Below are 14863 nucleotides of genomic sequence, written 5' to 3'. Positions count from 1 at the left end.
TGCTTTGTCCTGTAGAAGGCTTCTGCAGCTTAGATAAGACGCTCCCGTTTGCATAAGGAATGAAATGGCAAGCTTGATTCGTATTGTGCTGATTGATACGCACCTTCCGGGCGTTGTGGAACTCGCCCTCAATGGCCATACCAACATTTGTGGTACTAACGCCTCGGGTAAGACGACATTACAACGTCTAGTCCCTGTTTTTTATGGCGAATACCCAAGCCGCGTGGTGCCTTCGACCCGCGACAGTTTCGAGCGTTGGTACTTGCCACACGATTCAAGCTACATCATTTACGAATATCAAAAAGCCGATGGCTTACTGTACCAAGCCGTGCTGGCCTCGGCGGGCGATGGCAAGGGCGTTAACTATCGCTTTATCGCCAAAGGTTTTGAGCTAAGCGATTATATTAAATCGCAAAATGGCGACACTATTCTGTGCCACACCATGGCGGAATTAGGCCGTGATTTAAAACGTGCCGGCATCGCCACCACTAACTTGCTCAACACCCGCGAATATCGCGCCATTATTCAAAACGATCGCACCCTATTAAGCACGGGCAGCAACCGCAGCGAACTACGCGGCTATGCACGCCAATTTGCCCTGTGTGAGGGCGAGCATTCCCTGCGCCACATCGAAAAACTCGCCAAAGCGGTGCACTCCAAAGAAGGTAAAATGGAGACGGTCAAATCCATGATCGCCGCCATTTTAGAGGAAGACGGAGTTAATCCGCCCAGCTCACGCTTAAATCCACAGCGCGTTGAGGCGTGGATCCGTGAAAGCCAACTTATCCAAGGGTTTGAAGTCATTCGCCCTGAGTTTGAAAAACTCGAGCAAGAATTTAACCAACTGCTCAGCGCCGAACTGCGCTTATCAAGCTTGTCCCGTGGTTATCGTAACGATGAAACCTTAGAAGCCGATCGCCAAGATATTCAGCAAACCTTATCTAAAGAGCTGAATTTAAAACTCAGATTGCTCGACGATGAATGGAAAGAGCAGCGCGATGAGCTCAACCTCGATTTATCGGCCGCCAAAGGCGATGTGGCCAAGTGCGAGTACGAACTCGATGCCATTGAAGATCAGCACAGCGCCTTTTTAGATGCCAACATAGAGCAAGCTAAGGCCGATCTTGAGATGCTGCCAAACTGGCGCACCGATGTTGAAAACTTAAGTGAACGCCACAAGCTGCAAACCGAGAAGCACCAAGATATCGAGGCGGCCTACAATGCCCGTCGCAGTAAGATTGGTGAGCAGTTAAACCGCGAGCTAGAAGGTTTGCATGCCGACCAAGACAAGCAGCGCGAAGCCCGCGATAAGCAACGCGAAGTGGCGCGCACCGATATCGACGCCTTAGAGCTGCAATGGCGCAACCAAATGGATGCGGGCAAGGCCAGCTTTAGCGAGCAGGAATACCAATTCAAACTCACTGCCGCCGAACTTAAATTACGTGTCGATGGTGTGACTTACACCGAAGAAGAAAAGCTGAGCCTAGCAATTTTCGACGAACGTATTCACCGTGCCGACGAAGAACAAGAAAGCTGCAATGCCAAGGTCGAACGCTTAAGCAGCGATGAACGCAAGCTCAGAGCCAAACGCGACCAAGCCAACGAAGCCTTGCGTATCGCCACCTTAAGGGTGAACGAGCGTCAAACTGCGCTGGATGAACTGCACCACATGCTGTTCCCGCAATCCCACACCCTATTGGAGTTTCTGCGTAAGGAAGCCCAAGGTTGGGAGCAAAGTTTAGGTAAAGTGATCGCGCCTGAACTACTGCATCGCACTGATTTACATCCCTGTTTAGTAAGTGAGTCGAGCGAAGCTTTCTTTGGTGTGCATTTAGATCTTAAGGCGATCGATGTGCCTGAATATGCCGCCTCCGAGCAAGAGCTGCGGATTCGGTTAAGCAAAGCCGAAGAAGCCCACACTAGCGCCCAAGAAATGCAGGCCGAGGCCGAATCTCAGCTAGTTGCGATTAATGGCGAGTTGGATAATCTCAGCCGTGAACTTACTTTTGCCCGCACAGCGTATAAAAATAGCCGTGACGATCTGCGTCGCCTATTCGATGAAAAGCGCAGTGAGCAAGATAAAATCAACAAAGCATTGAGCGATCGCAAAGCCCATGCGGGACAAAGACTGACCCAGCTGGATGGCGAGCTGAAACAGCTTAAACATCAGCACGAACTCTGGCTCGAAGAGCAAAAAGAGCAAGCGCTCGAAGCGCGCATGGAAAAACAAGCCTATTGGCAGGAAGTGATCGGCGCGCTCGACAATCAACTCGGCCAAATTAAAGCGACCATTGAAGGCCGCCGTGAAAGTGCCAAAATCGAGCAGAAAGCCTGCGAGACCTGGTACAAAAACGAGCTTAAATCCCGTGGTGTGGATGAGGATAATATCCTCAAACTCAAGCAACAGATCCGCGAATTAGAAACCAAAATTAGCCGCGCTGAGCAGCGTCGTAGTGACGTACTGCGTTTCGATGATTGGTATCAACACACTTGGCTGATGCGCAAACCTAAACTGCAAACTCAGCTTAGCGATGTGAAGCGCGCGGTCTCGGAAATCGATCAACAGCTTAAGGCGAAAACTCAGGATGTGAAGACTCGCCGTCAACAACTTGAAACCGAGCGTAAAGCGTCCGATGCGGCGCAGGTTGAAGCCTCCGAAAACTTAACGAAGTTACGTGCCGTAATGCGTAAACTCGCCGAGCTTAAGTTGCCGACCAATAATGAAGAAGCCCAAGGTAGCCTAGGCGAGCGTCTGCGCCAAGGTGAAGATTTGCTGCTGAAACGCGATTACTTGATGGGTTCGGTGAAGCAATATGTGGAGCATTTCGACTCAGTAATCGCCAGTAAATCGGGTTCTAGTTTAGCTGAGTTTTGGGAGCATGCCCGCGAAGAATCGAGCTTTATCAACGATAAAGGTATTCGTCTGTTGGATTACCGCAAGTTAGTGCCACAACTTGGGCAATTGCTGAACGTGATAGTGCCTCAAGCTATAACAGGATTGCGTGATAATGGTCGAAGTTTTGGTGTTGATTTAACCGCGTTCTACGATGTATTAGCCGATATCGACCGTCGCATCGCCTCCCAAAGTGCACGCATTACCCGCGAAGTGGGCGAAGAGTTATTCCTCGAAGGCGTGTCTGAATCGGCTGTGCGTATTCGTTCGCGCATCAGCGAGTTGGAGTTCTGGCCCGAACTTGAGCAGTTCGTCAAAGCATATCAACACTGGAAAAACGACGGTTTTAATGGCTTGCCCGATGAGGATTACACCAACAGTATGCGCCGCGCCTTAGACATTATCGGCCGCGCCGCGTTAACGGGGGGCATCTCTAAGTTGCTGGAAATCGAGCTGCGCCTTAAAGAAGGGAACAGCGACTTAATTATCCGCACCGACAGACAGCTTAACGAATCCTCAAGCCACGGCATGGCGTATCTGATTTTGTGTAAGTTCCTGTTGGCATTCACGCGCTTGCTGCGTGGACGCGCCGATGTGACCATTCACTGGCCAATTGATGAGCTGGGCACTTTGCACCATACCAACGTGAAGAAGATTTTCGACGCCTGCGAAAACAACAACATTTGTGTGCTGGGTGCCTTCCCGAATCCTGAGTCTGAGGTGCTGAACTTGTTCGCCAACCGTTACATTATCAACAAACAAACCAAGAAGTTGCAGGTGGTAAAACCAAAGGTGAACCCAATTGCAGACATGTTGAATAAGCGTTTGTCGAAGGAGGCCATCTAATGAGTGATGCAACCCAAACCGTATTAGTTGGCACTGGCGCTTTGATTGAGTTGTTACTCAAGGGTGAGTTTATTTGCCGCACCACCAATGAAGAAGGCTGGCGCGCCCTTAAAAATAGCAGCACCCGCGAGCGGGTCGAAGGCTATTTAAACCAGATCAACCGTACCGTAGCGTCCGCCGCCGAAGGTGATGTGTTCTTCTGCGGTTATTTGCAGCTCGGCGATAGCGAGCGCAAAGTGATTTCATCGCAGTTTAAAGATATTTGTCAGGCACTTATCCCGCTGGTGGAATGGCTGGTATTAGTGCAAGAGGCCAGTGGTCAAGATGCGCCGCTGAGTGAAGGTGCACCAGTGCGTTTAACTGAGCTGCAAAGCCGCATCGAAGACACGCCGGCGTTTCGTGAGCAGCTAGCCAAACTCAGCCAATATCGTTTATTTGGCTCGACCAGTACCAACAGCGATGCGCAAATCAAGTTAGTCTTCAAACGCTTAGTCGAACTCGGCTATTTAGTGCGCCCTAATGCGGAGAAGCAAATCTATATCGCCACGGGCAAGCTGGATTATTTGTATGAAGTCATTCGGTTTATCGACGAAACCGAAGGCCTAAGCCTAGAAGCGCAGGCGGAAACGGCGACCCAACGGGACTTAATCTAATGTTGGCACTGTTAAACCTAGGTAAAAGCTGCGACCAAGGAGGCCGTGATGAGCAGTAACTTACATCAGGCGGGTGTTAAGCTGCTCAAGCAGTTAGGTCGCCATGCTGACATCATTATGGACGCCTATTTAGCAGGTTCCTTAAACGAGGATGCCCACGATCCAAGCGTGGTTGAAAAGCTCAAACAGGCCGGCATTTTGTGGCGGCCAGAGCCAGATCAGGAGCTGCGGCTTAAGCGTTCTGTGCGTGCCTTGCTCGAAGAAGGTTTAAGTGACGAGCGTAATCGCCAAATCGACTCTAACGTCGGTTCGGCTCTTGCGACCATTAAAACCTTGGCCGACCATTACAAAGAAGCGCGTCACAGCTCAGATTACAGCGCCGCCGAGGCCTATTTGTCGGATTTGAGCGAGCATGTTTATAGCTTTGCCGACAGTCTGCGTTATTCGATTCGTGTGCTCTGGGGTCGGATCAACAACGAGTTTGGTTATGTCGGTACTATCAACGCTAAGATCCGCGAAAACGAATTAGCCCAAAGCCAAGTCTCTGAATTGCTTAATGGCTTAGAGATGTTCCAGTTTAGTGAGCTTGGCGAAATCGCCGGCGATATCCGAGAGCTGCGCAAACTCTTAGTGACGACTTTGCAGGAAACCATGAGCGACTGCGCCCAGGAACTGAGCGTAGTGCAGGGGCGTTTACTCGAACTCTTAGGTCGCTTTAGGCAAATCCGTGGCCGTACCCGTTTGCTTAAGGGCTGGTTACTCTACACTGACTTGCATCCGGATTATCGGCCTGCGGACCATGTGTCCCACAAGGAAATTCCGAGTCTATTCAATCGCGCCGAAATCTTGCTCGCGCCTGCTGCAGTAGACGTGCACAACGCCAGCCAAGAGTTGGAGTTGATGGGCATAGTCGCGCATATCAAGGCCATCAGCCGTCACCCCGTGATTGCGGCGGTGCGTGAGCATGATGTGTCCGTTTCTATTACCCAAAGTGAAGACTTCGATGTGCCGGATAATCCGCTTAAACAGGCGGTGGATGAGTATTTTGTCGATGTAATTGAGTCTGGCCTGCGCCAATCTGCGCTGGAATATCTGGTGGATAAGGCATTGCCTTGGGAAGCCGAGAGCTGGATTTATCAAGTGATTGGCGGCTACGAAGGCCTACCCGATGAACACAAAGCTTATTTTGAGCTTGAGCCATTAGGTGAGCCACATCCTATCTATAGCGGTAACTTTATCATTCGCGATGTTGAGTTATGGCTCGCCTAGGCCAGCAACAATTACAGCTGTTGGAGAACGCTTTTATTAAGCGTTCTCCCAAGGTTAAGCTCACGGCTAACTGGCGCGCGATTTACCGAGAGTTAGAAGTGGGTGAGTTAGACGAGTCTGAAAAGCATTTGTGCTTCGCGCCCAAAGACTTTGATCTGTTAAGGCAAGGCGTATTGGCGCTAATGGGACTTGATCTCAGGGATCTGGATTTCAATGTCGATCGCATGGCGATGTCCGCCAAAAGTCATAATGAGAAGCTCGCTAAGATCCGCCCAGAAGCCGAGTATGTGTTACTCAAGTTTCTGGGCTTTCAATCGCCACCTGTTGCAATATCCGCTTTATCCTCGCTGCGTATTCCTTTGGATGAAGCACAAAAATATTGTCGTGAATTTGATGTCGCAGCCATCTTAGTGCTTGAAAACTTGGATGTGTTTGATGTTATCCATCAAGCGCGTTTACCTGAGGATCTAACGAACCTCATGGTTATTTACCGCGGTAGCGGTCATCATTCACCGATTGGTGTGCGGCATTTTTTGCAAGCTATGGCAGGCGAGCTGCCGATTATCGCCTTTACCGACTTAGATCCCGCAGGGCTGCAAATCGCCCATACCTTAATGGGGGTGACCCATTGCCTTGTGCCGCAACTTGCGCTGACGGCTGCTGCCGAGTTGTTGGCCATTGGGCAAATTAATTCAACCTATGATTTCGACAAGCAAGCGAAACAGACCAAATATCTTCAGCATGCCGATTTAAAGCGTTGGCAAGAATTAGCTTTTTGGTTAACTCAACACAGTATTAGCATCAAACAGCAACACCTGCTAGCTCACGGGCTTGAACTAGTGTTAGTGCCATATATTTAGCCATCACGCATGCCATCTCTCTGCGTTAGTGTAATTATCTAGTTTTAAATTCTTTTATAAGTTGAATTTTAGTCATTAAGACTGAGGTTGATTTTCTAATTGTTTTTAATATGTTTACATTGTGATTTATTGGTTTTCATTCTGTTTAAATATGCAGTTTTAAATAAGTCTTTAGTCTGCTCATTGATTGAGCATAATTATTATTTGTCATTTAAAATCAATTTATTACTAATTTTCCGTGATGCGGTTAGCTTAATTTAAGATGAAAAAGTGAAATTTATTCATTGAATTAACGGCTAGCATGTTTCACTATCCCCTGCCTAAGCCAAAAATGGATTGGCAATTGTGCTCATCATGGAAGATGAATAACAAAAAAACTACATTTCTGGGGAAACCACAAGCATGATGAAATCACTTTCGACGCGGATCTTTATAGGTCTGTTTGCGGGTCTTATTTTCGGCACAATAGTGCAGTACTTCTTAAACGATATCGGCTTCTTCTCGGACAATTTGGTCGAGCTTGCCGGCGGCGTTGGCACTATGTTCGTCAATATGATCATGATGCTAGTCGTGCCATTAGTGTTTGTGAGTATTGTTTGTGGTGTCTGTGAGCTGCAAGATCTCAAAAGTTTTGGCCGTTTAGGCGGTAAGACCTTCGGTTTTTACATCATCAATACCTTTGTCGCGATCGCGACGGCATTATTAGTCGTGCTGTTACTCGACCCTGGTAAAGGCGTCGATATGAGCAGCACAGACGGCGTGGCGATTACAGCTACTGAGCTGCCAAGTTTGATGGCACTGGTGATCGACATAGTCCCACGTAACCCTGTGGCGGCCTTTATGTCGGGCAATATGCTGCAAGTGATCTTTATGGCTTTAATGCTTGGTGGCGTGATCAAGTCACTCGGTGAGCATGTAGTTGGCGCAGTGCAAGGTTTTCAAACCGCGAATAAAATCATGATGAAGCTGATTTCTGTGGTGATGAGCCTAGCGCCCTACGGTGTGTTTGCCTTGATGTTCAAGCTCGGCGCGACCTTAGATGCTGGCGTGTTTATGAGCGTAGTTGAGTACATGGTGCTGATCCTCGCGCTGCTACTGCTGTGGATTTTTGTGGTTTACCCTATGGCGGTGGGCATATTTACCCCAATTTCGGCCAAAACCTTCCGCGAGAAGACCCAAGAGCAAGTGCTGTTTTCACTGTCGACCGCAAGCTCGAATGCGACTATCCCTGTGACTATGCGTACCTTAACCGAAAAGTTAGGCGTGAATCGCGCGGTAGCTGGCTTTGGTGTGCCGCTCGGCGCGACCATGAACATGGGCGGCGTGGCGATTTACATCACTATCGCGATTTTCTTTGTCGCTAACGCCTTTGGCATGCCTATCACCTCTGATCAATTGCCTTCGCTGTTATTTAGCATCTTCCTGCTCTCTGTCGGCGCAGGTGGCGTGCCCGGCGGCGGCATGGTGATGATAGGCGTGTTAATCCATCAAATGGGTTTACCGATAGAAGCCTTCGCCATAGTTGCGGCGTTAGATCGCATTATCGATATGGTGCTGACCTCTTGTAACGTGGTAGGTGATGCTGCGGTATTGACCATAGTGGACCAAACCGAGAAAGTGCATCAGGTTGAACTAGCGAAGAGCTAATCTGGACGTTAAGTCATATGCTATAAAAACAAAAAGCCACTGTCATCAGTGGCTTTTTGTTTATATTGTTCTATTAAATGCTGGCTGAGGAGCCTACTGGGCACAATCTTGTTTGAGCTTAGCCACAGCATCGGCAAAGCCTACGGCGACTAAGTCTGAACTAGTGTATTTACTAGAGCGAAAAGATACCGCTTCAAGGTGTAATTTTTGAGATTGGAGCTCACCTAAACTTCCCCATAGATCTGGGTTGGCTGTGCCCCCGCTGCTGAAATTCATCAGTGAGCCAGTGCCATGCAGTTTCAGCTTAGCCTGTTCGCCACTGGTAATGATGAGTACGCTAGGATCACCATTAAATGCGAAGGATTCCGACATAGTGACATTGATGCTAGGTTGCAGATCTCCAACGGAACAGGCCAAGGTTAATTTGAGATTTTTATCGATAAAATCGATGCTATGACTCTTCAGTGGTATTCCTTCTGCGTTTAGAGTTGAGGCCAAATCTTCCTTGGCATGGGCGTAGCCAATATGGCTGACGAGCATGAGAGCCAGTAACTGTGTTTTCACTTTACTACCTTGCGCTTACAGTAATGTTTACTTACGAATGGATGCGTTAGTGATGAGTTTGTCAAAAGGGTGGCGATTATAGAGTTTTTTGACACTTTTGGGTAAGTATTTTAATAGATTTAAACCGTATGACTGATATCTAAATATTTAACGCAACAAGTTGAAAGAATAGACATTACAAATAGCCGTATTAAGATTTAAATGAGTGCTGATTAACGAGTCAATAAGGTGAAATTAAGTTGGGATGTGTGGGATCAGTCATGCGTTAAATAGTGGGTTTTAATATTATTTTTTGGATTTTTTGGATTTTTTGGATTTTTTGGTTTTTTATTTTGTTAAAAGGCCACTCAATAGAGTGGCTTTTTAATTTAGCAGAAACGAATGAAACGTTATCTTCGTTTAGGTTTTGCTCTCAAAACCTTACACAGCGTTAACACCGTGTTCGCTCCACTTACGAAGGCTCGAACTTGCTACTTACCAGCGCGGGTCATTTTATCTAAATACCCCATGGCAAAGGCGGACAACACAAAGGTGATGTGGATTAATAGGTACCACATGATTTTATCGTTATCGATATTCTTCACATCCATAAAGATTTTCAGTAGGTGTATAGATGAAATCGCCACAATAGAAGCGGCGACTTTGTTTTTTAATGAGCCAGAATCTAACTTACCGAGCCAACTGAGCTTCTCACTGTCTTCGCCCACATCTAATTGTGACACGAAGTTTTCATAGCCAGAAAACATCACCATCACGATTAGGCCACCCACTAGGGTGATATCAATCAGCGATAGGGTGACCAGCACCAGATCCACTTCGGTTATCTCAAAAATAATCGGTAGAATATGGAAGATCTCTTGGAAGAATTTAATGCCTAAACCGATTAGGACTAGGCTTAGTCCCAAGTAAATCGGCGCCATAATCCAGCGAGATGCATACATCAATTTTTCAAATATTTGTTCCATATTCCATTTAACCCTTAATCTAAAAATGCGGTAAAAAATCGAGTTGCCAATGACTAAAACAGTAACATATCGCATTTTAGGCGCGCGATAGCCCTAGGGTAAAGCGTGAGTTATATGCTGTTATTGTGTTTTCGTCACCATTGTAGTCATCTAAACCCTATTTTGGGTATTAGCTGCGCTACAGGGATTAACTTACTTATGCCTTTGGTATGTTTGATTGTCGCTTTTTTCAAGCTGATACCAAAGTAAATTCAGCAACAGGGGGCCACGTTTTTACACTTTCTAGGACTTTGCTGAAAGAGGTGACATTTGTCATCGTCTATTGCTGACAACACACACTGCCGTGTTGGATTGTTAGCGTAGATACTTAAGTCATCTAAACAAGGAGGCTTAATCATGCAACACACATCATTGGATCAACAGTTAATCGAATACCGTCAACAACGTGCTTTGGCTATGCCCTTATCCGGCATGATAGTGTGGATCTTGCTGTTTGCATTAAGTTTTATGTTATCGCCTTCGCAATTGGTGATGGCGGTATTTATCGGAACGGGTTCAATCGTCTATTTAGCCATGGGCATTTCTCGGCTAACCGGTGAGAACATGTCGTTCAAGAAAAAGCATGAGCGTAATTGGTTTGATAACGTGTTTTTAGCCGCCGTAGGCATGAGTTTCCTGACCTTTGCTATCAGCATTCCATTCTTTATGGAAAATTATCTGGCATTGCCTTTCGCCCTTGCGGTGCAGACCGGATTAATGTGGTTGGTTTATGGCGTGATAGCGGCGCAAAAGGTGGCCATAGTCCATGCTATAGTGCGCACTTTGGCCTGTGTTACTGCCTTCATGCTCTGGCCTGAATTGAGCTTTCAAATCCAGCCTTTGATTGTGGTGGTATGCTATGGGTTCTCTATCCCAGTGATGCAGCGCCGTTGGAAGATTCAGCAAAATCTTTGTGTTGCAAGTTAGTTTTGCGGCCTTACGGCCGAGATGAATCAAAGTCGTGGGTTTCATCCCATACCTGATTATGTAGATGATTAGTTATAACGGCCTTACAACCGAGGTGAATTAAAGTCGTGGGGCTTCACCCCACACCCGACCAAGGAGGACTGCTCGTCCTATCCTCCTTGGATTCTCCAAGACGCCCCCAACGGAGTTGAAAGCCCCTTGGGCATTTAGCGTCCTTATGCTATCGCGTCAGACGCTCGTCCCTGATTCGACTGACGCTATCTCGGCATCCATGCCTCGATCACGCAACGAACGCAAATGCCCTGCGGCAACTCCGAGGGGAGGGTAAACTTCTGTGATCTCGGTGTTGGCCGTTAATCCCAAAAGAGTTATGCCTGTCCAGATTCTATTTTCTTAATGGCCCAATAAATTTCCCAATGTATTTTAGCTTGCCAGAGTTCATAAGCCAAAAATGTCATAATAGTAGCGAACATCATTAAGAAACCTTTTAATAGGTCTGTTTTGACACTATTAAATTCGAGATGCTGTGATACTACAAATAAAGTGATGTTATTATTCTCTAGTGTATCGCTGCTAACTACACGTTTTAAAGCATTTAAATAACCGCTATTTTCAAAGGCGAAACTACTTTTCTTGAAGTATTTGATATCACTAGTTGATGTTTTATTACACTTATGAACACTATCACTGATTAGCTTGTCTATTTTTTCACTTGGGTGTTTTTCTGATTTTTCAACAGAAAATGGGTAGTTGAAACCTGCCCAAAATTGGCCACTGCTATCAAGGCTAATAACACAAAACACATCTATCGCTTTACCATATTTTTGTGATGGACTTAATTGAATGTGTACTGATTTCTGTCCAGACAAATCTACCGTATTGATGTTGAAATATATAGGCATTCCTTTTTCTTGCCATTCGGTTAGATTATCTAACTCTGATAGCCTTGATAAACCCAATGAACTTAATAAAAAAGCAGATATTAATAAAAGTGACTGCAGTGAGCAAATTGATACCCACATTGAATTTTTATATCTTGGCTTTTTAAATTCAACAAATGAAAAAGGCTTTTTTATCAAGCTAGTCGAGAAATATGATACTAAACCTGAAATGCAGAATAGGCTCACAATCCCATTCCATTCAATGCTAGTTAGATAGGTTTGATAGAAGTGACTATGACTAATTAACTCGGATAGATACTTTGTGAAGAATATAGATGATAAGAAAAACAATAGCGTAATGCAGCTCATATGCAGTAGCACTGGTAATAAAAAGTACCTTAACTTAATTTGATAGGGCTTCATGTTCGGTGTAGTAGACAAAATTATGAGTATCCTAATTGATTTCGTTTAGATAACCCTATAAAAATTATCACAATCATTACAATGTAGTGTGTAGGCTTCTTTAGCTTTAGTTATTTTTGTTTGTGTGCTTTGGCACTGTGGGCAGGCTTGTTTCATTGGCGTGTTTTTAGTGCATTGGTTGCATTTGATGTAGTAACCAAACTTACCGTACATTGGGGTGTAGTTTGTTGATTCTCCGCAATGTTTACAGCTAAGAATGCTGTGTGTAGTAGATTGCGTTATTGCTTGGGTTTGAGCTTCAACAGCTTTGTTAACTTCAAAGTGCGCGATAGGCTCTCTGACTTGTTGTGTCTGCGCGAGCGTTATTTCACTTGTTGGCTGATGTGGATCTATATGTCGATCGATTAAGAACTTGGTAATGGAACTGAGTTCTTGTTGATTAAAGTCGGGGCGGGTGTCGCTTACATTTATAATGCGCATGAACTTACTTTTAAGATTCATGATTTTTTCAAGTTTATCGACTAAAAACTCTGTTTTAACTAACAACTCAGAAATGGCCGTTGGCATAGTATCTCTGTTGATTACCGCATCACTTGATACCGCGCACACATGGTCCCAGCAACGCATGCCAAAACTTTGTTGTTTTATCCCGAGTAACTTACCGAGAATTTCACTTCTATGCTGCTTTAGCATCTCTTTAAGCAGTGATTGTTGTAGTTCAACTTGCTTGATTGGTGATGGCATACCAAACCAGTTATTGCCGTGACTGCGCGTCCACTCACCCTGTTGGTTGACTTCCACATGGCCTTTTATGCTCTTGGATTCAATTAGCACAAAACCGTAGGTGTAGATAATTAAGTGATCAATTTGCGCGGTTTCGTCATTAAAGGTGAATCGAAAATCATTGATGACCAACACTTCTGGATGATCTTTGAAGGCGCGGCGTAAATAGAAGGCAACATCCTGTTCTTGTTTTTGACCCGCGATAGCCTGTGGTGTTTGGGTATTTTGAAATGATTTGGTTTTTAGAATCATTTATCAACAGCATCCATTCATAACTTGATAATAATCAGCCTCATAATACCCACTTTGCCATTGAAAGATAAAGATAAAAATAGTTAAACGTTAACCATGTGACTGTAACTATTGATTATCAGATATACACAGGGCCCAACTGGATTAAAAAGAGAGTACAGGCACTAATCTTTTGGGATAAACAGCTAACTCTAAGATTTCAGTAGTTCATCTTCCCCAGCGAAGTTGCAGAAGGGCGTTGAAGACTTTTTATTACAGGCAAAAGAGCAAATAGGCTTCATTTTTATGCCTTAATTACTTTGCAATAACTCCAGTGTCTGAGGAATACACTATCCCCTCGGAGTTGCCGCAGGGCGAATAGACAAATTGCGTGAGTCTCGGCATGGATGCCGAGCTAGCTTTCGCAGGTGCAGGGACGCATCCTTCGGAAGCGATAGCAAATTTGGCAATGAGCACAAGGGGCTTTCAACTCCGTTGGGGACGTCATGGAGCATCCAAGGAGGATAGGACGAGCAGTCCTCCTTGGTCGGGTGTGGGGTGAAGCCCCACGACTTTAATTCACCTCGGCCGTAAGGCCGCAATTCCTTCGTCGGTTATGCCGCATCAAAAATTAAAATGTCGCATTCTGCGAATCAATAAAAAAGCCACTGTGGTCAGTGGCTTTTATCATAAAAATCAGGAAGCTAAGCGATTCGGCTTACTCTATATTTGGTTCTTCACTGTAATCAATACCGTGATAGCTCAGGCAAGCGTCGACTTCATTGCTGCTGCCTAGGATGACGGCAACACGCTGGTGAATATGCGTTGGGGTAATGTCTAAAATAGTTTCATAACCCGTTGAGGCTTTACCGCCGGCTTGTTCGACTAAGAAAGCCATTGGATTAGCTTCGTACATCAAGCGCAGTTTGTACGGTTTTTTAGGATCTTTATTGTCGGTTGGGTAGGTAAAAATACCGCCACGTGATAGCACGCGGTGTACGTCGCCGACCATGGCCGCAATCCAGCGCATGTTGAATGATTTTTCGCGTGGGCCAATTTTACCGAGCAGTAAATCGGCAATATAGGTCTGCATTGGCGCTTCCCAAAAACGTTGGTTCGACATGTTAATGGCAAACTCTTGGGTATCTGGGCTAATGCTCATGGCGGCGTTAGTCAGTAAAAATTCATTGGTTTCTGGGTGCAAAGTAAAGAGTTGCACGCCTTGACCTGTGGTTAATGCCAGCATGGTCGATGGACCATAAAGTACATAACCTGCGGCTAATTGCGCACGGCCAGATTGTAAAAAGCTGGTTTCAGTCAACTCGCCAGCAGGGGCGGGCAGGATAGAGAAAATCGTGCCGACTAACGAGTTGATATCAATATTAGATGAGCCATCTAGTGGATCGAAACACACCAGATATTGGCCATTTTGGCTGACTTCAACTACATGATCTTCTTCTTCCGACGCCAAACCGCGCACTGTACCGTCAGCTTTTAATGCATCTTTGAGCATGTCGTTGGTGATGATATCCAGTTTTTTCTGGGTTTCACCTTGGACGTTTTCTTGCTCAGTCGCGCCTAACACGCCTGCAAGCGCACCGTGGCGAACGGCATGGCTAATGGCTTTTGAGGTGTCGGCTAAGGTTAAAATTAGCTGGGAGAGGGAGTCGTTCACTGCCTGTGAGGTCAGGTGCTGGGCCAGAGTCTGCATGTTATGTCCTTTAGAGGTTCAACAATGAGGTCAATTTCGTTATTTGCCGCGAATGATAACTCAGTTAGTCGACAATTTCAGCGATGTTGCTGATGCTTTTAGCGAATATTAGGGCTTTTAGGGATTATTTGGACTGAGCCGACGAGATGCTCCTAATTTGTATCGGCATAT

The 14863-nt window shown here is 45.8% G+C and carries 11 protein-coding genes; 6 read left to right on the top strand and 5 right to left on the bottom strand.

All coding sequences use genetic code 11. The annotated features are described in order from the left end of the window. Nucleotides 1-64 precede the first annotated feature (64 nt). The 5 genes from BM607_RS17360 to BM607_RS17340 all read left to right on the top strand — a co-directional run bounded on the left by BM607_RS17360 (nucleotide 65) and on the right by BM607_RS17340 (nucleotide 8168). On the top strand, nucleotides 65-3739 hold the full coding sequence (locus BM607_RS17360; RefSeq protein ID WP_071939958.1) for an ATP-binding protein: 3675 nt from the start codon (nucleotides 65-67) through the stop codon (nucleotides 3737-3739). Then, the gene (locus BM607_RS17355; protein WP_071939957.1) at nucleotides 3739-4392 is read left to right on the top strand and encodes a hypothetical protein; all 654 of its coding nucleotides are present in this window, start codon (nucleotides 3739-3741) and stop codon (nucleotides 4390-4392) included. The genes BM607_RS17360 and BM607_RS17355 overlap by 1 nt, the downstream gene beginning before the upstream one ends. Nucleotides 4393-4440: 48 nt before the next feature. Continuing rightward, nucleotides 4441-5661: a hypothetical protein gene (locus BM607_RS17350; RefSeq protein ID WP_063881770.1), complete on the top strand. Its 1221-nt coding sequence runs from the start codon at nucleotides 4441-4443 to the stop codon at nucleotides 5659-5661. Further along, entirely contained in the window at nucleotides 5649-6521 is an 873-nt protein-coding gene (locus BM607_RS17345; protein ID WP_071939956.1) for a hypothetical protein, read from the top strand. Before BM607_RS17350 ends, BM607_RS17345 begins: the two co-directional genes overlap by 13 nt. Before the next feature lie 402 nt (nucleotides 6522-6923). Then, nucleotides 6924-8168 carry a dicarboxylate/amino acid:cation symporter gene (locus BM607_RS17340; protein WP_071939955.1) on the top strand — a complete coding sequence of 415 codons (1245 nt, stop codon included), beginning with the start codon at nucleotides 6924-6926 and terminating at the stop codon, nucleotides 8166-8168. Nucleotides 8169-8261: 93 nt separating this feature from the next. Here the strand turns inward: BM607_RS17340 and BM607_RS17335 are convergent, their stop codons facing one another. Continuing rightward, a complete protein-coding gene (locus BM607_RS17335) occupies nucleotides 8262-8732 on the bottom strand; it encodes a hypothetical protein (RefSeq protein WP_071939954.1) in 471 nt (156 codons plus the stop codon). A gap of 470 nt (nucleotides 8733-9202) precedes the next feature. Continuing rightward, nucleotides 9203-9697, bottom strand: a complete 495-nt coding sequence (locus tag BM607_RS17330; RefSeq protein WP_006084177.1) for a TIGR00645 family protein — start codon at nucleotides 9695-9697, stop codon at nucleotides 9203-9205. Between the two features lie 396 nt (nucleotides 9698-10093). Here BM607_RS17330 and BM607_RS17325 point away from each other — a divergent pair, with 396 nt between their 5' ends. Next, the gene (locus BM607_RS17325) at nucleotides 10094-10663 is read left to right on the top strand and encodes a hypothetical protein (protein WP_071939953.1); all 570 of its coding nucleotides are present in this window, start codon (nucleotides 10094-10096) and stop codon (nucleotides 10661-10663) included. A 368-nt stretch (nucleotides 10664-11031) separates the two neighbouring features. Here BM607_RS17325 and BM607_RS17315 read toward each other — a convergent pair whose 3' ends face one another. From BM607_RS17315 to BM607_RS17305, 3 genes are all read right to left on the bottom strand, one after another. After that, the gene (locus BM607_RS17315; RefSeq protein WP_249269609.1) at nucleotides 11032-11790 is read right to left on the bottom strand and encodes a hypothetical protein; all 759 of its coding nucleotides are present in this window, start codon (nucleotides 11788-11790) and stop codon (nucleotides 11032-11034) included. A 222-nt stretch (nucleotides 11791-12012) separates the two neighbouring features. Further along, the gene (locus BM607_RS17310) at nucleotides 12013-13002 is read right to left on the bottom strand and encodes a nuclease-related domain-containing protein (RefSeq protein WP_071939951.1); all 990 of its coding nucleotides are present in this window, start codon (nucleotides 13000-13002) and stop codon (nucleotides 12013-12015) included. Between the two features lie 697 nt (nucleotides 13003-13699). Next, on the bottom strand, nucleotides 13700-14692 hold the full coding sequence (locus BM607_RS17305; RefSeq protein ID WP_071939950.1) for a class 1 fructose-bisphosphatase: 993 nt from the start codon (nucleotides 14690-14692) through the stop codon (nucleotides 13700-13702). Nucleotides 14693-14863 lie beyond the last annotated feature (171 nt).

Source organism: Shewanella sp. SACH, from assembly GCF_001887095.2.
Taxonomy (GTDB): Bacteria; Pseudomonadota; Gammaproteobacteria; order Enterobacterales; family Shewanellaceae; genus Shewanella; species Shewanella baltica.
The sequence above is the reverse complement of the archived record's forward strand: the minus strand, read 5'-3'. Positions and strand labels throughout refer to the sequence as shown.

Bases quoted from the DNA above. Each gene is read 5' to 3' on its own strand.
- BM607_RS17340 (WP_071939955.1), top strand. From the start codon at position 6,924: ATGATGAAATCACTTTCGACGCGGATCTTTATAGGTCTGTTTGCGGGT.
- BM607_RS17360 (WP_071939958.1), top strand. From the start codon at position 65: ATGGCAAGCTTGATTCGTATTGTGCTGATTGATACGCACCTTCCGGGC.
- BM607_RS17350 (WP_063881770.1), top strand. From the start codon at position 4,441: ATGAGCAGTAACTTACATCAGGCGGGTGTTAAGCTGCTCAAGCAGTTA.
- BM607_RS17310 (WP_071939951.1), bottom strand. From the start codon at position 13,002: ATGATTCTAAAAACCAAATCATTTCAAAATACCCAAACACCACAGGCT.
- BM607_RS17325 (WP_071939953.1), top strand. From the start codon at position 10,094: ATGCAACACACATCATTGGATCAACAGTTAATCGAATACCGTCAACAA.
- BM607_RS17305 (WP_071939950.1), bottom strand. From the start codon at position 14,692: ATGCAGACTCTGGCCCAGCACCTGACCTCACAGGCAGTGAACGACTCC.
- BM607_RS17355 (WP_071939957.1), top strand. From the start codon at position 3,739: ATGAGTGATGCAACCCAAACCGTATTAGTTGGCACTGGCGCTTTGATT.
- BM607_RS17330 (WP_006084177.1), bottom strand. From the start codon at position 9,697: ATGGAACAAATATTTGAAAAATTGATGTATGCATCTCGCTGGATTATG.
- BM607_RS17345 (WP_071939956.1), top strand. From the start codon at position 5,649: ATGGCTCGCCTAGGCCAGCAACAATTACAGCTGTTGGAGAACGCTTTT.